The sequence below is a fragment of the Desulfuromonas versatilis genome (assembly GCF_019704135.1).
Lineage (GTDB): Bacteria > Desulfobacterota > Desulfuromonadia > Desulfuromonadales > NIT-T3 > Desulfuromonas_A > Desulfuromonas_A versatilis.
The window spans coordinates 4,564,319-4,583,053 of record NZ_AP024355.1; the positions used below are offsets into that span (position 1 = coordinate 4,564,319).

At 67.1% G+C, this 18,735-nt stretch carries 15 protein-coding genes; 2 read left to right on the forward strand and 13 right to left on the reverse strand.

The window, feature by feature from the left end; translation table 11 throughout:
• Positions 1 to 19: 19 nt before the first annotated feature.
• The 8 genes from DESUT3_RS20405 to DESUT3_RS20435 all read right to left on the reverse strand — a co-directional run bounded on the left by DESUT3_RS20405 (position 20) and on the right by DESUT3_RS20435 (position 9,989).
• Positions 20 to 2,110: a hybrid sensor histidine kinase/response regulator gene (locus DESUT3_RS20405; protein ID WP_221250339.1), complete on the reverse strand. Its 2,091-nt coding sequence runs from the start codon at positions 2,108 to 2,110 to the stop codon at positions 20 to 22.
• A 1-nt stretch (position 2,111) separates the two neighbouring features.
• Complete coding sequence (locus DESUT3_RS20410) at positions 2,112 to 3,887, reverse strand: methyl-accepting chemotaxis protein (protein WP_225911574.1); 1,776 nt, start codon at positions 3,885 to 3,887, stop codon at positions 2,112 to 2,114.
• A 76-nt stretch (positions 3,888 to 3,963) separates the two neighbouring features.
• Positions 3,964 to 4,530 (reverse strand): chemotaxis protein CheW, encoded by a 567-nt coding sequence (locus tag DESUT3_RS21050; protein ID WP_225911575.1) that lies wholly within the window; start codon positions 4,528 to 4,530, stop codon positions 3,964 to 3,966.
• The gene (locus DESUT3_RS20415; protein ID WP_221250341.1) at positions 4,527 to 6,449 is read right to left on the reverse strand and encodes a CheR family methyltransferase; all 1,923 of its coding nucleotides are present in this window, start codon (positions 6,447 to 6,449) and stop codon (positions 4,527 to 4,529) included. Before DESUT3_RS20415 ends, DESUT3_RS21050 begins: the two co-directional genes overlap by 4 nt.
• Positions 6,450 to 6,493: 44 nt before the next feature.
• Complete coding sequence (locus DESUT3_RS20420) at positions 6,494 to 8,170, reverse strand: glutamine--tRNA ligase/YqeY domain fusion protein (RefSeq protein ID WP_221250342.1); 1,677 nt, start codon at positions 8,168 to 8,170, stop codon at positions 6,494 to 6,496.
• A 67-nt stretch (positions 8,171 to 8,237) separates the two neighbouring features.
• The gene (gene ispF, locus DESUT3_RS20425; protein WP_221252610.1) at positions 8,238 to 8,735 is read right to left on the reverse strand and encodes a 2-C-methyl-D-erythritol 2,4-cyclodiphosphate synthase; all 498 of its coding nucleotides are present in this window, start codon (positions 8,733 to 8,735) and stop codon (positions 8,238 to 8,240) included.
• Positions 8,735 to 9,436 carry a 2-C-methyl-D-erythritol 4-phosphate cytidylyltransferase gene (ispD, locus tag DESUT3_RS20430; protein ID WP_221250343.1) on the reverse strand — a complete coding sequence of 234 codons (702 nt, stop codon included), beginning with the start codon at positions 9,434 to 9,436 and terminating at the stop codon, positions 8,735 to 8,737. The genes ispF and ispD overlap by 1 nt, the downstream gene beginning before the upstream one ends.
• 85 nt (positions 9,437 to 9,521) lie before the next feature.
• Positions 9,522 to 9,989 (reverse strand): CarD family transcriptional regulator, encoded by a 468-nt coding sequence (locus DESUT3_RS20435; protein WP_404827001.1) that lies wholly within the window; start codon positions 9,987 to 9,989, stop codon positions 9,522 to 9,524.
• 176 nt (positions 9,990 to 10,165) lie between these two features.
• Here DESUT3_RS20435 and DESUT3_RS20440 point away from each other — a divergent pair, with 176 nt between their 5' ends.
• Both DESUT3_RS20440 and DESUT3_RS20445 read left to right on the forward strand, forming a co-directional pair.
• Entirely contained in the window at positions 10,166 to 11,056 is an 891-nt protein-coding gene (locus tag DESUT3_RS20440) for a tetratricopeptide repeat protein (protein WP_221250345.1), read from the forward strand.
• A 43-nt stretch (positions 11,057 to 11,099) separates the two neighbouring features.
• The gene (locus DESUT3_RS20445; RefSeq protein ID WP_221250346.1) at positions 11,100 to 12,014 is read left to right on the forward strand and encodes a putative 2-dehydropantoate 2-reductase; all 915 of its coding nucleotides are present in this window, start codon (positions 11,100 to 11,102) and stop codon (positions 12,012 to 12,014) included.
• 16 nt (positions 12,015 to 12,030) lie between these two features.
• Here DESUT3_RS20445 and DESUT3_RS20450 read toward each other — a convergent pair whose 3' ends face one another.
• The 5 genes from DESUT3_RS20450 to grpE form a co-directional block, all read right to left on the reverse strand.
• Positions 12,031 to 12,819: a carboxypeptidase-like regulatory domain-containing protein gene (locus tag DESUT3_RS20450; protein WP_221250347.1), complete on the reverse strand. Its 789-nt coding sequence runs from the start codon at positions 12,817 to 12,819 to the stop codon at positions 12,031 to 12,033.
• 112 nt (positions 12,820 to 12,931) lie between these two features.
• Complete coding sequence (locus DESUT3_RS20455; protein ID WP_221250348.1) at positions 12,932 to 14,818, reverse strand: penicillin-binding protein activator; 1,887 nt, start codon at positions 14,816 to 14,818, stop codon at positions 12,932 to 12,934.
• A gap of 85 nt (positions 14,819 to 14,903) precedes the next feature.
• Positions 14,904 to 16,016 carry a molecular chaperone DnaJ gene (dnaJ, locus tag DESUT3_RS20460; protein WP_221250349.1) on the reverse strand — a complete coding sequence of 371 codons (1,113 nt, stop codon included), beginning with the start codon at positions 16,014 to 16,016 and terminating at the stop codon, positions 14,904 to 14,906.
• A gap of 130 nt (positions 16,017 to 16,146) precedes the next feature.
• Entirely contained in the window at positions 16,147 to 18,057 is a 1,911-nt protein-coding gene (gene dnaK / locus DESUT3_RS20465; protein WP_221250350.1) for a molecular chaperone DnaK, read from the reverse strand.
• Between the two features lie 60 nt (positions 18,058 to 18,117).
• Positions 18,118 to 18,723 (reverse strand): nucleotide exchange factor GrpE, encoded by a 606-nt coding sequence (gene grpE, locus DESUT3_RS20470; protein WP_221250351.1) that lies wholly within the window; start codon positions 18,721 to 18,723, stop codon positions 18,118 to 18,120.
• Positions 18,724 to 18,735: the final 12 nt, after the last annotated feature.

Genomic DNA, 18,735 nt, shown 5'->3' on the forward strand with positions numbered 1-18,735 from the left:
CGAAAGTGTCTGCAACGGATCAGCCAATCAGGGCCTCCACGGCATCGAGCAGTTTCCCCTCCTCGAAACGGCTCTTGACGATATACGCCTGGGCCCCCACCTCGATCCCCCTGCGGCGATCCTCGTCCGAGGCCCGGGAGGTGACGATGACCACCGGAATCTCGGCGGTCCGCGGCTGGCTGCGCAGGGCGCGGGTCAGCTCGAAGCCGTCCATCCCCGGCATCTCGATGTCGGTGACCACCAGGTCGAAATCGCGCTCAGCCGTCTTGCCCAGGGCCTCCTGGCCGTTGATGGCGACCTCCACCTGGTAGCGGTGGGACTCCAGGATGTTCTTTTCCATGGTCCGGGTGGTGATCGAGTCATCCACCACCAGCACCCGTCCGCGCACCGAGGGCTCCTGTCTGGCCTTCAGCTCCCGGCGCAGGCTGCCGCCGGGGGCCTCCTGGCGGGCCGCGTAGAGCCCGGGGATCGACAGCAGCAGGGCGGGACTGCCGTCGCCCAGCAGGGTCGCCCCGGAGACCAGACGCAGGTTCTTCAGCTGGGGCCCCAGGGGCTTGACCAGCAGTTCGGCGGTCCCCAGGGTGCCGGAGACGGCACAGGCCAGGGCCTGTCCGCCGAAATTGAGGATGATCGCCGTCATCCGCCCGGCCAGCGAGGCGTGGCGGCGGGGGGGGATCTTGAGCACCTCGTGCAACGCCAGCAGCGGCACGAAGCGCCCCTGGTGGCGGATCACCTCTCGCCCCCCCTCGCTGAGCAGGTCCCCTTCGCCAAGCCGCACCACCTGGCTGACGAAGTGCAGCGGAAAAACAAACGCCTCCCCCTCGCAGTCGGCCACCAGCCCGGCGACCACCGCCAGAGTCAGCGGGAGCTTGAGGACGATTTCGGTCCCCTGCCCGGGGGTAGAATGGAGTTCCAGGTTCCCCTTGACCTGGTCGAGACTGGTTTTCACCACGTCCAGCCCGACCCCCCTTCCGGAGACGTCGGTGATCAGCTCGCGGGTGGAAAAGCCCGGCCGCAGCACCAGGTAGAGCGCTTCCCGGTCGGTGAGCGCCGCGGCCTCCTCGGCCGAAACCAGGCGGCGGCGCACCGCGGCCTGGCGAACCGCCTGGGGGTCGATGCCGCGGCCGTCGTCGCGCAGGAAAACCATCACCATGCCCGCCTGGTAACGGGCGGTAAGGTCGATCCGCCCCCCCGGGTTCTTCCCCGCCCGCTGCCGGTCCGCGGGCGACTCGATGCCGTGATCGACCGCGTTGCGCAGCATGTGAACCAGCATCGGCCTGAGCGCCTCCAGCAGAGCCCGGTCGAGTTCCACCTCCTCGCCCCGGATCACCAGCTCGAGCTGCTTGCCCTGTTCCCTGGCCAGGTCGCGCACCAGCATCGGGAACTCGCCGCAGATCGAGGAGAAGGGGCGCATGCGCAGGGCCAGGGCCTGGCCGCGCAGCTCCCTGGCCAGTTGGGCGAAACCTGCCGTTTCCCCCTCGATCTGCTGGCACAGCCGCTGCAACTCCCCCAGCACCCCTTTGCCCGCCTCGTGATGGGGGGTGCGGCGCAGCGGCCCGAGAAACGCCTCCAGGTCCTCACTCACTTCTGCCAGCTGGCGGCTCAGACTCTCAAAGCGCCCCTTTACCCCGAGCAGTTCCCCCAGCTGGTTGGCCAGCCGGTCGAGGCGGACGGTGCTGGTGCGCACCGTGGCCGTGGCCGGTTCCGACCCTCCGGTTTCCATTTCCCCCCCCGACGGGGGGTGCCCGTTGATGGTGGTCAGGATCGAGGTCAGGTTGTCGAGGATTTCGCCGCGCTCCTGGGCCAGAGAGATGCGCCGCTCCAGCTCGTCGACGGCCGCGAGCAGTTGATCGATCAACGCCTGGGCAGGCCTCTCGCCCCCTTTTTCCAGCGGAGCCAGCAGGTCCTCCAGGGCGTGGGCCGCCTGGCCGACCTCCTCGAGCCCGAACACCCGGGCCGACCCCTTCAGGTTGTGGGCCCGGCGCTGGATTTCGCGCACCGTTTCGGGCTGCGAACCGTTTTTTTCCAGGGCGAGGAGGTCGCCGCGCATAGCGCGGATGTGTTCCTCGGCATCCTGGAGAAAGGTCGCGACGAACTCCTCGGCGTTCACCCTAGCCCCGCTCCTCCACCAGGCTGCGCAGCCGCTCGGCGAGATCGTTCAGCTCGGCGATGGCCTGGGCGGTCTCGCCGGCAGAATCGGCTACCTGGGCAGCCACGTCGCGCACCTCGGCGATGGTCTCGGCCATCTGCTCGCTGGCGGAGGTCTGCTGCTGGGTGGAGACTTTGATCTCGCGGGCGGCGCGGGTGGTTTCGCCCACCATCCTGGCAATGTGCTCCAGCCCCTCGGAGATTTTCGCCACCAGCGAGCTGGCCAGGTCGACCCCCTTGGTTCCCTCCTCGGTGAGCATGATGGTGGAGTTGGTCGCCTTCTGGATCTCCTCGATGAGCTGCTTGATCTGCTTGGTGGCGACCACGGTCCGCTCGGCCAGGCGCTGCACCTCGGTGGCCACCACCGAGAAGCGCTTGCCCGCCTCGCCGGCGCCGGCCGCCTCGATGGCCGCGTTGAGCGCCAGCAGGTTGGTCTGGTCGGAGATCTCGTCGATGATCTCGACGATGCCGCCGATCTCCCGGGAGTTCTCCCCCAGTTCGAGCATGGCGCTGGAGATCGACTCGACCCGCTGGCGCAGCTGGCCCATGCCGCCGACCGCATCCTGTACCGACCGCAGCCCCCCGGAGGTGGCCTCGCTGGCCTTCTCGGCGAGGGCCTCGACGCTGCGGGCGTTCTCCGCCACCTGCTTGGCGGTCACCGCGATCTCCTCGGAGGTAGTGGTCGCCTCCTGGACGGCCGAGGCCTGCTGGTTGGCCCCCGAGGACTGCTGGGCGGAGATGGCCATGATCTCGTTGCTGCTGCTGGAGAGCTGCTGGATGGCCTCCTTGACGCTCGCCAGCAGGTGGCCGCTGCGCTCGATCTCCCCCTTGAGGCTGCGCACGATACCCTGGGTCATGCGGTTGAAGGATTCGGCCAGCTGGCCGATCTCGTCGGGATCGCCGACCTCGATGGTCTCCTCCAGCTTGCCCCCGGCGATCCGCTCGGCGACCTCCGTCACCTCCTTAAGCGGCCGGGTCACCCGGCGCACGATCAGGTAGATGGTCAGCGAGGCGGCCAGCAGCACCAGCAGCATGGCGATCAGCACCGTGTCACGCAGCTCGGCGATGGCCCGCTCGGTCTGCTCGATGGAGAAACCGATACGGAAGCCTCCCCAGTGATCTCCCCTGACGTAAACCGGGGCGACCAGGTCCCAGAGCTCCTCCCCGGTATCGCGCCGGTAGACCTGGCGCAGCACCCGGTTGCCGTCGCTGCCGTCGTAGCGGGCCGCGGCCAGTCCGACAGGATCGTCGAAGATCCGCTTGGTGCGGTTGTTGACCAGGTCGCGGGCCTGGTCGCCGGTCAGCGGCTGTGAATAGCGGGTGTTGTGGGTCGGCAGGTAGCCCTTGCGATCGACCAGCACGGCGAATTCCACCATGGGATCGGCGTCGAGAAAGACATCGAGTACCGCCTGGATTCTCTCATCGAGCAGCCGGTCATAGGCCGTATGGTACTTGGGGGCGCTCGCCCCGGCCAGCGGCCCTTCGGTGATGCGCTGGTAGTCGGTATCGAACAGTTCCGCCCGGCTCAAGGCGCCGCTGTCGAGGGTGTCTTCAAGGGCCCTCTCCATGCTGCTGGCCCCCACCAGCGCCATGGCACGCGCTTTGGAAAGCAGCGTTTCGCGCAGGGCCGCTCCCCGTTTCTGGACCAGCACAGTGGCAAAGGTCCCCAGAATCACGACCAAAACCAGGATCAACGGCACCACGATTTTTGCAGAAAGCCGGCTCCGGTACCAGTTCACGATAATCTCCCCCTGTCGGCCGGCGGGTGGCTCGGCCCGAAAATTGACGCATTGAACGCTGCGCCCCCGGCCGTGGTCAGCCCTTTTGCTGATCGACCACGAACTCCGGGCGACAAAGAATCTGCTTAAGATCGAGCAGCACCAGCAACTCGCCCTCGAGGCTGACCTGGCCCTCGACGGCTTCGCGCGGCAGTCCGGCCAGACCGTGGCTGAGAGGCTCCACGGCATCGGCGGCAACCCGCCGGATGCCTTCGACCCGGGCGACCAGCAGGGCCGTGGTTATCCCCGCGGCCCGGACTACCACCAGGCGCCCGGCGGGGTCCAATTCCTGGGCCGCCTGGCCGAGCAGACGGGCCAGATCGGTGACCGCGACGATCTCCCCGCGCAGGTTGATGATGCCGCGGATCGCCTCCTGCACCATCGGCACTCGGACCACCTGGGGCAGGCGCAGTACCTCGCGGGCCAAAACAGAGGGGACGGCGAAGCGTTCGCCGCCGATGCGAAAGACCAGGATTTCCCGCTGCTGCCGGTCTTCCGCGGCGGGTGGCTGGTCGATCCCCTGCCAGTACTCCTCGCGCATCTGCCGCAGGGTTTCCCGAAGCTCTTCGGCATTGGGCCTGTGGCGCCTTTTCTGCTCACTCATCGGCTGCTGCCCCTATTCTTCGCAGGGTTAACCGGGGGCGAGGCCCGCTCCGGCCCGGGGGCGGCAGCCAACTCTCGCCGGCAGATCTCCAGAAACACCTCCCGGGACACCCCCCCGGAGCAGGGGACCAGGGCCCCTGCCGGACTTTTCTCGAGCAGCCGGATGACATTGCGCAACTCGCGCCGCGCCTCGGCGGGCCTGCCGAGCCGGGCATGGATCCGGCTGAGGTTGTAATGGGGCAGGATGAACTTCATCTCCAGCCACAGAGCCCGCCGATAATCACCGGCGGCCGCCTCGGGGTCGTCGCGCCCTTCGGCCAGCAGGCCCCGCAGAAAGTACGCTTCAGGGCAGAGATCGTCCTCGGCCAGGGCCTGCTCGCAGAAGAGCTGCGCCTGCTCGTAGCGCCCCTGGTTGGCATGCACGAAACCCATCCCCAGCAGGGCGCCGACGTGGCCGGGCTCGGCCTCGAGGACCCGCGCGAATAGTCCCTGGGCGACCGCGAAGTCCTCTTTGTCGAAGGCCTCGCGAGCCTGCAGGTAATCCCTCTGCGGCTCTCCAGCTGCCGGCAGGGGGGTGGCAGGGGCGGCAGGCAGAGCCGGCGCGGGCCGGGAACCGGGTTCCGGCTGCCACCCCGGCAGCTCCTCCCGAACCGCCGCAGGCGGCCGGCTGAGTTGGGCTTCGGGTTGCAGGTGACGGCCCTCTTTCTCGCTGTCCAACTGGTAGAGAAAACCTCCTGCGGCGCTCACCCGGGAAAATCGCTCGGAAATGTTCATAAGGGTTTCCGAGTGGCCGAGAAACAGGTATCCCCGGGGCCGCAGGCAGGAGGCGAAACGCTCGACGATCTTGCGGGTGGTTTCGGGGCGGAAATAGATCATCACGTTGCGGCAGAAGATCATGTCGAGATCCGCCGTGCCGTTCTCCGCCGCGGGGTAACTGCCGGTCTGCAGGTTCAACGGTTCGAAGCGCACCCGCTCGCGAATCCCGGCTTCGAGCCGGAAATGACGTCCCTCGCGGCGAAAGTACTTCTCCAGCCAGCCAGGCTCGACCAAGCGCACCGAGCGGGGGCCGAAGAGCCCTTCTCGGGCGCCCTTCAGCGCCTGCTTGTTGACGTCGGTGGCAAGAATCTCCACCTGCCAGCCGGCCAACTGGGGAAAGTGTTCGGCCAGCACCAGGGCGATGCTGTAGGGCTCCTCGCCGGTGGAACAGCCCGCCGACCAGATACGCAGCCTGCGCGAGGCGTGGTTGCGCCTGAGGACCTCGGGCAGAACCGTCAGGACCAGCGCCTCGAAATGGGGCAAGTAGCGGAAAAAGTAGGTTTCGCCGACGGTCAGCAGACCGAGCAGCTTGCCCAGTTCGCGGCGGCTCTCGGCGTGGTTCTCCAGGTAGTCGAAATAGCGCCGGTAGCTTGCCAGGCCCAGCGCCCGCATGCGCCGCGCCAGCCCCCGCTCGAGCAGTTTGGCGTTGCGCCGGTCGAAGTGCAGCCCGCTGTGGCGGTGCAGGTAATCCTGGAACAGCTCGAGCTCCTGCCCCGGCAACTCTTCGGGGAGGACGTCCCGCTCCCCGCGATGCCCGGCAAGCAGGGCCAGGTCCTCCAGCAGGCGTCGCTCATCGACCGGGTGGACGAGGAAATCGAAGGCGTCGAGCAGCTCGTACTCCAGGGCCGCCTGGGCGGCGGTGACGATCACCGGGATATGGCGGGTGCTGCGATTGGTAAGGATGCGCCGCAGGGTGACCAGCCCTTCGCTCCCGCCTGCGCCCAGGTCGAGCACCACGACGTCGGGCTCTGCATGCCGCACCGCCGCCAGGGCGCTCTCATCGGCCGCGCAGCGCTCCACGGGGCACCCGAATCCGCTCAGAATCCGCGCCAGCCGCGGCTCCTCCCTCCCCTCGTCAACCAGCAGGATGCGAAAATCCTTCATCCCTCAAGCTTTCTGCCAGGGGCCCCTGGGCGGGGCGCGACGGATCAGCCCTGCTCCTGCTTGGCCCAGGAGTCGCGCAGGGTCACCGTCCGGTTGAAAACCAGGGCCTCCGGCGCCGAATCCCGGTCGGCGCAGAAGTAGCCGAGCCGCTCGAACTGCCGGGGCTCGCCGACTGCCGCCTCGGCAAGGCCAGGCTCCACCCGACAGCCGCTGAGTTTGACCAGCGACTCGGGGTTGAGCTGCTCGCGGTAGTCGCTCTGCTTGCTGCCCGGGTTGGGCACGGTGAACAGCCGGTCGTAGAGGCGCACCTCGGCGGGCAGGGCATGGGCGGCGGAGACCCAGTGGATGGTCCCCTTGACCTTGCGCCCGTCGGGGGCAGAGCCGCCGCGGGTCTCGGGGTCGTAGCTGCAGCGCAGTTCGACCACCTCGCCGTTGGCGTCCTTCACCACCTCGTCGCAGCGGACGAAGTAGGCGAAGCGCAGGCGCACCTCGCGCCCCGGCGCCAGGCGGAAGAACTTTTTCGGCGGATCCTCCATGAAGTCGTCGCGCTCGATGTAGATCTCGCGGGAGAAGGGGACCTGGCGGCTGCCCATCTCGGGTTTCTGCGGGTGGTTGGCCGCCTCGAAATACTCGACCTGGCCTTCGGGATAGTTCTCGATGACCACCTTGAGCGGCTGCAGCACCGCCAGGGCGCGGGGCGCCACCTCGTTGAGGTCCTCGCGCACGCAGTCCTCGAGCACGCTCATGTCGATCAGGCTGTCGCTCTTGCCGACCCCGATGCGCTCGCAGAAATTGCGGATCGCCGCGGGGGAGTAGCCGCGCCGACGCATCCCGGTGAGGGTCGGCATGCGCGGGTCGTCCCAACCCGAGACATGTTTTTCCCCCACCAGTTCGAGCAGCTTGCGCTTGCTCATCACCGTGTAGGTCAGGTTGAGGCGGGCGAATTCGATCTGCTGGGGGGCGTAGATGCCGAGTTCGCGGATGAACCAGTCGTAGAGCGGCCGGTGGTCTTCGAACTCCAGGGTGCAGATCGAGTGGGTGATCCGCTCGATGGAGTCGGACTGGCCGTGGGCGAAGTCGTACATGGGGTAGATGCACCACTTGTCCCCGGTACGGTGGTGGTGGGCCGTCAGGATGCGGTACATGACCGGGTCGCGCAGGTTCAGGTTGGGCGAGGCCATGTCGATCTTGGCCCGCAGCACGTGGGCGCCGTCGGCGAACTCGCCCCGGCGCATCTTTTCGAACAGCGCCAGGTTCTCCTCCACGCTGCGGTTGCGGTAGGGGCTGTCCTTGCCGGGCTCGGTGAGGGTGCCGCGGTGCTCGCGGATCTCTTCGGCGCTCAGGCTGCAGACATAGGCCTTGCCCTTGTTGATCAGCGCCACGGCGTACTGGTAGAGCTTTTCGAAGTAATCCGAGGCGTAGAACAGGTTGGCCCCCCAGTCGAAGCCGAGCCAGCGCACGTCGGCCTTGATGGCCTCGACGTACTCGTCCTCTTCCTTGATCGGGTTGGTATCGTCGAAGCGCAGGTGGCAGGCCCCGCCGTAGGCGGCGGCCAGGCCGAAATTGAGGCAGATGCTCTTGGCATGGCCGATGTGCAGATAGCCGTTGGGTTCGGGCGGAAACCGGGTGACCACCCGGCCCTCGTACTTGGCGGTCTCCAGGTCCTGATCGATGATGTGGCGGATGAAATTGACAGCGGGCGATACCTCGGGCGTCGACATGTTCAGAAAACCCTTATTCCCTTTCAGTGGATATTTGGTGGGTTGATTGGCCTGCGCGTCGGATCGTTCACACGTCCAGTTCGCGGCTGATCTCGATAGGGGCAAGCAGCACCACGGCGTGGGCCGAGATCCCCTCGGCCCGCCCCTCGAAGCCGAGCTCCTCGGTGGTGGTGGCCTTGACGTTGACCTGGCGGATGTCGGCGTGGCAGGCCTCGGCGATGTTGGCCACCATCTTGCGGATGTAGGGGGCCAGCTTGGGGCGCTGGGCGATGACCGTGGCGTCGAGGTTGCCGATGGCGTAGCCCTTGGCCTCGGCCAGGGCGATGACCTCGCGCAGCAGCTTGAGGCTGGAGATCCCCCGGTAGGCGGGATCGGTGTCGGGGAAGTGCCGGCCGATATCCCCCTCGGCGATGGCGCCGAGGATCGCGTCGCAGATGGCGTGCAGCAGCACGTCGGCATCGGAATGGCCGAGCAGCCCCAGGGCGTGGGGGACTTCCACCCCGCCGAGAATCAGCTTGCGCTCCGCCACCAGGCGGTGCACATCATAGCCGTGACCTATGCGCATCATGATTGGCCCTCTGCCGAATCGGCGTAAAAAGCCCGCGCCAGGACCAGGTCCTCTGGCGTGGTGATCTTGATGTTGCGATAACTCCCCTCGAGCATCGCCACCGGCAGCCCGAGCCGCTCGAACAGCGAGGCGTCATCGGTGCCGGAGAACCCCTCGGCGAGGGCCCGGCGATGGGCCTGGAGAATCAGCCCGAAGCGAAAGGCCTGCGGGGTCTGCGCCTGCCAGAGGCCACGCCGGTCGGGTGTCCCCTCGATGCGTCCGGCGGCCACCTGCTTGATGGTGTCCTTGACCGGCACGCCGACCACGCACCCCCCCACCGAAGCGGCGCTGGCCACCACCGGCTCGAGCAGCGCCGGCGGGAAGAACGGGCGCACCCCGTCATGGATCAGCACCACGTCGGTCTCCGCCGCGCCGCAGGCCTCCAGCCCGTTGCGCACCGAGTCCTGGCGCTCGGCGCCGCCGGCCACGACCTGGCGCACCTTGGCGAAGCCGTAGCGTGCTACGATCTCGCTGCGGCAGTAATCGATCTCGGCGGTCGGTGAAATGATGTAGATATGGTCGACGCGGGGATGGCGCTCGAACAGGGCCAGGGTGTGGGCCAGAATCGGTCGGCCGGCCAGGGCAAGATACTGCTTGTTGACAGCGGCGCCCATCCGGTTGCCCATGCCGGCGGCGGGGATCAGTACAGTGACGTTCATGTGCCTCCGGCGGACGGGAAGGGGCCTCGAAGTGCCGGTCTATCGAAAGGGGCATCACCCCTCTCCAGGCCAGCCGGCAACACGCTTAATGGAGAAAAATGCTCTCGACCCGCTCGACGACCTTCTCCTCGGCAGCTCCCTGGGCCAGGGCAATCTCCTTGACCAGCAGCTTGCGGGCCAGCTCAAGAACCTTCTTTTCCCCGTAGGAGAGTTCCTTGCCCTCCTTGATCTGGTAGAGTTCCCTGAGCACCTCGGCCACTTCGAAGAGGTCGCCGGATTTGATTTTTTCGTTGTACTCGCGCTGCCGCCTGCTCCAGGAGGCCACCACCAGGCCGTTATCAGGCTTCTCCTCGAGGATATCGAACACCGAGGAGATGCGCTCCTTGGTAATCAGGGCCCGCAGTCCGACCTGCTCGGCATTGCTGACCGGAACCATGATGGTCATGTCGCTATCGACGATCCGCAGGATATAGAAATTGTGCGTTTCTCCGGAGAACTCCTTCGATTCGATCGCTTCAATCACCCCCACCCCCTGGGTGGGATATACTGCCATATCGCCAACTTTATACATGGTCATTCCTCCCATCGCATTTTGTCAGGTTATCATATTGAACCCCAACCGTCAAGGCCAAGTCCCCATTTAACAAGTACTTAGCCAGCTCGTCCCTTTTTTGACCTGGTGCCGGGAGGCGCCCCGTGCTAGGATTCCGCCGGAAAGGTTTTCTCATCATGCCCATCGCCGGAATCCTCCTTTTGGCCCTGCTGTTCGCCCCCCTGCCCGTCGCTCATGCCGGGGAGGCGGCTCTCGAAAGCGGCCACTCCTTCGCCGACGCCCTGTTTGCCGAGGGGGACTACTACCGGGCCATCACCGAGTACAAGCGCTTTCTGCACCATCACCCGGCCTCGCCCCTGGCGCCCGGCGCGGCTTTGCGCATCGGCGAATGCTTTGTTGCCGGAGAGCGCTGGGAGCAGGCCGAGGCGGCCCTGCGCCAGGCGGCCCGGAAATACCCGGACACCCCCGAGGCCGGCAGCGCACTGGAGCTGCTTGCCGAGATCCCCTACCGCCGCGGCCAGTTCGAACTGGCCAGGCAGCGCTTCGCCGAGCTGGCCGAAGCCGCCCCCAACCCGGCGCGCCGGCAGGCCGCCCGCTACCGCGGGGCCTGGAGCCTGATCGAGCAGGACCGCTTCGCCCAGGCCCGCACCGAACTGCTCGGGACCGACCGCCCCGAGGCCACGGCCCTGGCCGGGGAACTGGCGCGGGCCGAGAGCCTGCCGCGCAAGTCCCCGCGCCTGGCCGGAGGGCTTTCGGCGTTGCTGCCGGGATCCGGCCAGCTCTACGTCGGCCGTCCACGCGACGCCGGCCTGGCCTTCGCCCTCAACGCCGCGTTTCTGCTGGGCGCCCTGGAAGCCTTCGACAACGGCAACGAAGTGGTGGGCGGCATCCTGCTGTTTTTCGAGGCCGGCTGGTACACGGGCAACATCTTCAACGCCGCCAACCATGCCCACCGCTTTAACCGCGACCGGCGCGAAGAGCTGAAGCAGGAGCTGCGCGGCGCCTACGGGGTATCCCTGGGCCGGATCGGCGAGGTCCCCGCCCTTGGCATCAGCCTGAAATTCTGACCCCGAAACCGTGGAACAAGCGAGCTATGGAGTGCATCCCAGGATGAAGATTGGAGTGATCGGTTCCGGGGCCCTCGGCCTCTACTATGGCGCCATGCTGCAGCGCGGCGGCCAGGACGTGCGTTTTTTGCTGCGCAGGGATTTCGCTGCCGTCAGGGCGCACGGCCTGAGGGTGCAATCGGTGGACGGGGATTTCCACCTGGAGTCGGTGGCGGGGGCCCGCGAGGCGAGCGAACTGGGTGAAGTGGACCTGGTGCTGGTCGGCCTGAAGACCTTTGCCAACCATCGGCTGGTGGAGCTGGTGCGGCCCCTGGTGGGGGAAAACACCGCCATCCTCACCCTGCAGAACGGCCTCGGCAACGAGCAATTGCTGGCCGGCGCCTTCGGAGCGCAGCGGGTGTTGGGCGGCATCGCCTTTCTCTGCGCCAACCGCGGTAAGCCGGGGACCGTGCTGCACCTGGGCCAGGGCAACATCCGCCTCGGCGAATTCGCCGGCGGGCTCTCGCCCCGCGCCGAGGCCATTGCCGAGATGTTCCGCGCCTGCGGCGTGGGCTGCGAGGCGGTGGCCGATCTGCTGCGGGCCCGGTGGGAGAAGCTGGTCTGGAACGTCCCCTTCAACGGCCTGTGCGCCCTGACCGGCAAGGACGTCACCGAGTTGCTGGAGCATCCGCCGACCCGCCAACAGGTCTGCGCCCTGATGCTGGAGGTGGTGGCCGGGGCCAACGCCCAGGGGCTGAGCAGCCCGGTGCCGGCGGAGTTCGTCGAGCGGATGCTCAGTTTCACCGACGGCATGGACCACTACCGGCCGAGCATGATGATCGACCGGCTGGAGGGACGCCCCCTGGAGCTCGAGGCGATCTACGGCATCCCCCTGCAGCAGGCCGCCGCCCGGGGCGTGGAAATGGTCCGGGTGCGGATGCTGCACGCCCTGCTGGCGCTGGGGGAACCGGGCCGCTGAGGCTTCGGTTACCGGCTCAGCGCCGGTAGGGGCGCACCACGATGGTGCCGACCTCGAGCAGCTCCCCCTCCCCTACGCGCCGGCAGCCCGCCTCCCCCTCGCCGAGCGTGCCGTAGAGTTCGCCGGCCATCGGCTGCCCCCGGGTGCGGGTGCGCACCGCCAGGCAGTAACGGCCCGGCTCGGGGACATAGAGGACGAAGCGGCCGTCCTCGCCCACCGCCGGGGAGGTGAAATCGGGCATGCGCCGGAAATCCGCATCCCGGTAGGCCATGGCGAAGGCGCCCGTCGCCGGTTTGCCCGAATCGTCCACCACGCGCCCGGCAAACCCCGTGGTCCCCGAGGTGAGGGTCCCCTCGCGCATCAGCATCGGCTGGCTGATCCCCTGCAGCACGAAATCGGCCCGGCTGGTCCGCCCCGGGCGGACCTCCACGGGGTTGTGCGCAAACAGCGCCCAGGCATCGCCGGGCCTCGGCGGGCCGACGATGGCCGCCCCGTGCCGCGAACGCGCCACCAGGTAGTAACGCCCCTCGACCAGGTCGAGAAAGTAGCGGCCGTCCTCATCCACGCTGGCCTCGAAATCGGCCGGCCCGCGCAAGCCCCCCCTGGCGCTTCGATAGGCGTAGACAAAGGCCCCGACGGCTGGCGCACCCTCGCGGTCGCTGACCGTTCCGGCGATGCCTGTGGCGCTACTCGCCTCCGGCAGGACCAGCTCGGGCGCCGAAATCCGGGCGCAGCCCCCAACCCACCAGAACCCCAGCACCAGCAGCAGTCCGCCCAGCCAATTTTTCCCAACCAGATTCCCCATAGTCGCCCCCGGAGCACGAAACCCCTGATGATAAAAAGCCCTGCCAGTTTCCCAAGGCAGGGCTTTATGTGTTTTACCAATCGCCAGTCACGATTCACCAATCACGGAACTATCAATTGATCTGCCGGAATTCCCCGTTCTGCACCTGGAGCAGAAACAGCCCCTTCTCGCATTCTCCCTGGCCATTGAAACCGGTGGTCCCGGTCACCCCGGGGTAATCCCGCAGCTGGGTCAGGGCCTGGAGCAGATCTTCGCGGCTGCGCACTTCGGGGCGATCGAGCACACTCAGCAGAATACCGGCCGCATCGAAGCCCTGGGCTTCGAGAATCGAGGGTTCTTCGCCGTACTTGGCGGTGTAGAGCGCGACGAACTCCCGCACCACGGGGTTGCTGCTGGCGAGGAAGAAACCGTCGGCGAAGACCGCCCCTTCCACATAGCGCCCAGCCACCCGCAGCAGGTCGGGCGAGTTCCAGCCGTTGATGCCCAGCAGGGGAAGCTTGTCGAGACCGTAAAAGGCCAATTGCGGTGCGACCAGGCCCACCTGGTCGGCGTAGTCGGGAATGAACAGGGCATCAAAGGGGGCTTCCGGCCTGGCGGGAGCCTGCCCCGGTTTGGCCTCCTTTTCCGGCGCGTCGGGGTTTTCCCCCTTGAGCAGCCTGACCTGGCGGCGAAAATCCGTGGCTTTCTCCGCATAACCCTCCCGGGCCACCACCCGGCCCCCGAAGGCCTCGACCTCCCGGCTGAACAGCTCGGCGAACTCGTAGCCCAGCTTGTTTTCGGGAAACAGGATGGCGAAGCGACGCAGCCCCTTTTCGCCCACCGCGTAGCGGACCAGGGTCTGGACCTGCTGGAGGTTGGTGAGAGAGTTGCGGAACACGTAGGGGCCAGTCTCGGGCAGCCCGTCGCGCTGGGAGAGGGTCAGCAGGGGCACCCGCTCCTGCTGAGCCCGCGTGGCGGCGGCCGCGGCGGCCCCGCCGGTCAGGGGCCCGGCGATGGCCATGACCCGTTGGCCGTTGGCCAGCTCGGCGACCTCCCGGGCACTGTCTTCGGGCTCGGCGCCGCTGTCCCGGAACAGCAGCTGCACGGCCGGGGCGCTCTGGTTGTGGATCTCCAGCGCCAGTTCCATGCCGCGGCGGACCAGCTGGCCGAAGGTGGCGTAACGCCCCGAGAGCGGCAGCAGCACGCCCACCGCACGCTGCAGGTAGGAACTGCCGCTGCTGCGGTCAAGCAGGCTGGCCGCCTCGGCCCGGTAGGGGAAGGCGGCGTTGCTGCGCACCGCCTCGTCGGCCAGCTGCTGGGCCCGCTGCCGGTCGCCGCCGGCCAGGGCCTGCTCGGCGAGTTTGAGGTTGACGTCGGCGCCGATCGGGGTCCCGCGGAACATGAAGGCGGCCTCCGCCAGCTCCGCGTCGCTCAGCTGGCCCTGCACCAGGCCATGGGCCTGGGCGAGCAGTTTTTCCGCTTCCGGGGCGGCGGTCGACAACAACCCCTGGTGAAGCAGGGCCAGGGATTCGAGGGGCCGTCCCTGGCGGCCTTTGGCCTCGGCCATGGCGCCGTAGAACAGGGCGCGGTCGCGGGAGGGCAGGCCATCGGGAGCAACCTGCTGCAGCAGGGACAAGCCGCGCTCGGCCTCCCCGGTGTGCACCAGGGCCGCCCCCTCCAGCAGGGTGAGCTCCTGGGTCCGCTGGGCCGCGGGAATGCGCTCCAGATAGAGCAGCGCCTCGTCGGGGCGCCCCTGATCGAAGAAAATCCGCCCCAGGTAGAGGTAGGCGGTGGGCAGCTGGGGCGAATTGTAGTTGCGCACCACGAAGCCGCGCAACAGGCCGAGGGCCTCTTCGCTGCGCCCGGCCTGGTACAGCTCGATCCCCTGCTGCAGGGAAGACTCGGTAGTGACCGGGCGCCGCTCCCCGAACAGGTCGACCCCGGCCGCCGTTGCACTGGCGGCAACTGCCCAGAAAGCGGCGGCCAGCACCAGCAGGCGAACCCCTCTGAACCCCGTCATGGCCCCTCCCTAAGAAAAAGCGGCGAGGCGGCAGCGATCCGGGCTGAAAATCCCCTTACGCCTTACGCCTTACCCCTTACGAAAATTAGCCGAAAAGCTCCTTGACCTTGTCGAAGAACCCCTTGCCCATGGGATGGACATCCTCGCCTCCCTCGCGGGCAAACTCCTCGAGAAGCTCGCGTTGACGCCCGGTGAGCTTGGTGGGGGTCTCGACCCGGATCACCACCAGTTGGTCGCCGCGCCCATACCCCTGGAGAACCGGAATGCCTTTGCCCGACAGGGTCAGCACCTTGCCCGACTGGGTTCCGGCGGGGATTTTAATCCGCACTTTCCCGTCCAGGGACGGCACGTCCAGTTCGCAGCCGAGGGCGGCCTGGGTGAAGGAGATGGGAACCTCGCAGATGACCGCCTGCCCCTCGCGCTTGAAGATCGGGTGCTCGCGCACCGAAATGACAACATACAGGTCACCCGGCGGGCCGCCGTGGCTGCCGAGATCACCCTCGCCGCTAAGCTTGAGCCGGCTGCCGGTTTCCACCCCGGCGGGGATTTTCAGCGAGATGGTGCGCTTGCCCTTGACCTTGCCGGCGCCGCGGCAGACCGGGCAGGGATTCTCGATGATCTTGCCCTCGCCCCCGCAGTCGGGGCAGGGCCGGGTCAGGGAAAAGAAGCCCTGCTGGTAGCGCACCTGGCCGGCGCCCTGGCAGGTGCCGCAGGTTTTCGGGCCGCTGCCCTGGCGGGCGCCGCTGCCGCCGCACTCCTCGCAGCTCTGGTGGCGGGGGATCTGGATTTTGGTGTCCAGACCGAAGGCCGCCTCCTCGAAGCTGATGGTGAGGTTGTAGCGCAGATCGTCGCCCCGGCGGCCGCGACCGCGACGCGCTCCACCGCCGAAGATGTCACCGAAGATGTCGCCGAAGATATCCTCGAAGGGGCTGCCGCCGAAGCCGAAGCCCTCGGAGGAGAAACCGCCGCCCCCGCCCAGGCCGGCATGGCCGAACTGGTCGTAGGTGGCGCGCTTCTGCCCGTCGGAAAGTACGGCATAGGCCTCGGAGAGTTCCTTGAACTGCTCCTCGGCCGCCTTGTCGCCGGGGTTCTTGTCCGGGTGGTATTGCAGGGCCAGACGCCGGTAAGCCTTTTTAATCTCGGTCTCGCTGGCGTTCCGATTGACCCCGAGCACCTCGTAATAGTCTCGCTTGGCCAAGCTTGTCCTTCCCTTGCAGGCGGCCGTCCAGGATGGCGCCTTGCAATGCTGCGAACGGCAACAGGAGCCGGATCGGGTCCGACTCCTGTTGCCGCAGGGTTATACACTATTCAACCGGGGGGGGGGGAAACTACTTCTTGCTGTCGTCGACTTCCTCGAACTCGGCGTCGACCACCCCTTCGTCCTTGGCGCCACCGGCCGGGCCGGCCTCCGGGGCCTCCTGGCCGCCCGCGGCCTGGGCTTTGGCGTACATCGCCTCGGCCAGCTTGTGCGAGGCCTGGGCCAGCGCCTCGGTCTTCTGCTGGATCTCTTCGGCGCTGTCGCCCTCCATGGCTTTCTTCAGCTCCTCGAGGGCGGACTTGATCTTGCCCTTGGTCTCCTCGTCCACCTGGTCGCCGTGCTCGGCGAGGGATTTCTCGGTGGTGTAGACCAGGCCATCGGCCTGATTGCGGGCCTCGATCAGCTCGCGCTTTTTCTTGTCCTCGGCGGAATGGGACTCGGCGTCCTTGACCATCTTTTCGATCTCGGCATCCGAGAGCCCCGAGGAGGCGGTGATGCGGATCGACTGCTCCTTGCCGGTGCCGAGATCCTTGGCCGAGACGTGCAGGATGCCGTTGGCGTCGATGTCGAAGGTCACCTCGATCTGGGGCACGCCGCGGGGCGCGGCGGGAATCCCCACCAGCTCGAAGCGGCCGATAGTCTTGTTGTCGGCGGCCATCTCGCGCTCGCCCTGCAGCACGTGCACCGATACGGCCGGCTGGTTGTCGGCGGCGGTGGAGAAGATCTGGCTCTTCTTGCAGGGGATGGTGGTGTTCTTCTCAATCAGCTTGGTCATCACGCCACCGAGGGTCTCGATGCCCAGCGACAGGGGGGTGACGTCGAGCAGCAGCACGTCCTTGACCTCGCCCTTGAGCACGCCGCCCTGGATGGCGGCGCCGATGGCCACCACCTCGTCGGGGTTGACCCCCTTGTTGGGGGTCTTGCCGAAGATTTCCTGGACCCGTTTCTGCACCGCGGGCATGCGGGTCATGCCGCCGACCAGGATCACCTCGTCGATCTCCGAGGCCGAGAGGCCGGCATCCTTGATGGCGATCTTGCAGGGCTCGACCAGCTTGTTGAGCAGGTCGCCGCAGATGCTCTCGAGCTTGGCGCGGGTCAGCTTGATGTTGAGGTGCTTGGGCCCGGAGGCGTCGGCGGTGATGAAGGGCAGGTTGATGTCGGTCTCCATGGAGCTGGAGAGCTCGCACTTGGCCTTCTCGGACGCCTCTTTCAGGCGCTGCAGGGCCATCTTGTCCTTGCGCAGGTCGATCCCCTGCTCCTTCTTGAACTCGTCGGCCACGTAGTCGATGATGCGCTGGTCGAAGTCCTCGCCGCCGAGGAAGGTGTCGCCGTTGGTCGACTTGACCTCGAAGACCCCGTCACCCAGCTCGAGGATGGAGATGTCGAAGGTGCCGCCGCCCAGGTCGAAGACCGCGATCTTCTCTTCCTTCTTCTTGTCCAGGCCGTAGGCCAGCGAGGCGGCGGTCGGCTCGTTGATGATGCGCAGCACGTTGAGGCCGGCGATCTTGCCGGCGTCCTTGGTGGCCTGGCGCTGGGAATCGTTGAAGTAGGCCGGCACGGTGATGACCGCGTCGGTCACCTCTTCGCCCAGATAATCCTCGGCGGTCTGCTTCATCTTCTGCAGCACCATGGCCGAGATCTCCGGCGGGCTGTAGTTCTTCCCGCGGGCCTCGACCCAGGCGTCGCCGTTGTCGGCCTTGAGAATCTTGAAGGGGCTGATCTCGATGTCCTTGCGCACCGCGTCGGAATCGAACTTGCGGCCGATCAGGCGCTTGATGGCGTACAGGGTATTTTCCGGGTTGGTGACCGCCTGGCGCTTGGCCTGCTGCCCCACCAGCCGCTCGCCGCTTTCGGCAAAGGCCACCATCGAGGGGGTGGTGCGGGAACCTTCCGAGTTGGCGATGACGACGGGCTCTCCCCCTTCCATGACGGCAACGCACGAATTGGTGGTGCCGAGGTCGATACCGATGACTTTACCCATGATCTATATCCTCCTTGTGATGTTCCTTGGCTGAATTGGTTGATTGGTCGGCGCCGCGCGTCAATCGTTGCCGGCGGCCTCTTCCTGGCCGGCCGCAGGGGCCTTGGCCAGCATGACCATGGCCGGGCGCAGCAGGCGGTCGTTGAGCAGGTAGCCCTTCTGCAGCTCCTGCACCACCGTGTTGGCCGGCTGGTCGGCGCTTTCGATCTGGCCAATGGCCTCGTGAACCGCCGGGTCGAAGGGCTGACCGAGGGCCTGTACCGGCTTGACGCCGAATTTTTCCAGGGCCTTCTGGAACTGGCTGACGGTCATCTCCACGCCCTGCAGCAGGCCGTTGCCGCTCGCCTCCTCCTGGCGGGCATGCTCCACGGCCCGCTCCAGGTTGTCGAGGACGGGGAGCATCTCCCGCAGGATCCCTTCGTTGGCGAAGCGTGCCGTATCTTCCTTGTCCCGCTGGGCGCGCTTGCGGAAATTTTCCAGGTCCGCCCGCTGGCGCAGGTAGAGATCCCAGTTTTTCTGCGCCTCCTCGCGGGCGGCGGCGAGCTGCTCTTCCAGGGCGGGCTCGGCGGGTGCCCCGGCTTCGGCGGCGGCCTCCGGCGCTGCCTGGGGGGCAGCCTCCTCGGCGGCCGGCGTCTCGGCGTGTTCCTTTTTGTGCTTTTTGCTCACGTTCGATTTCTC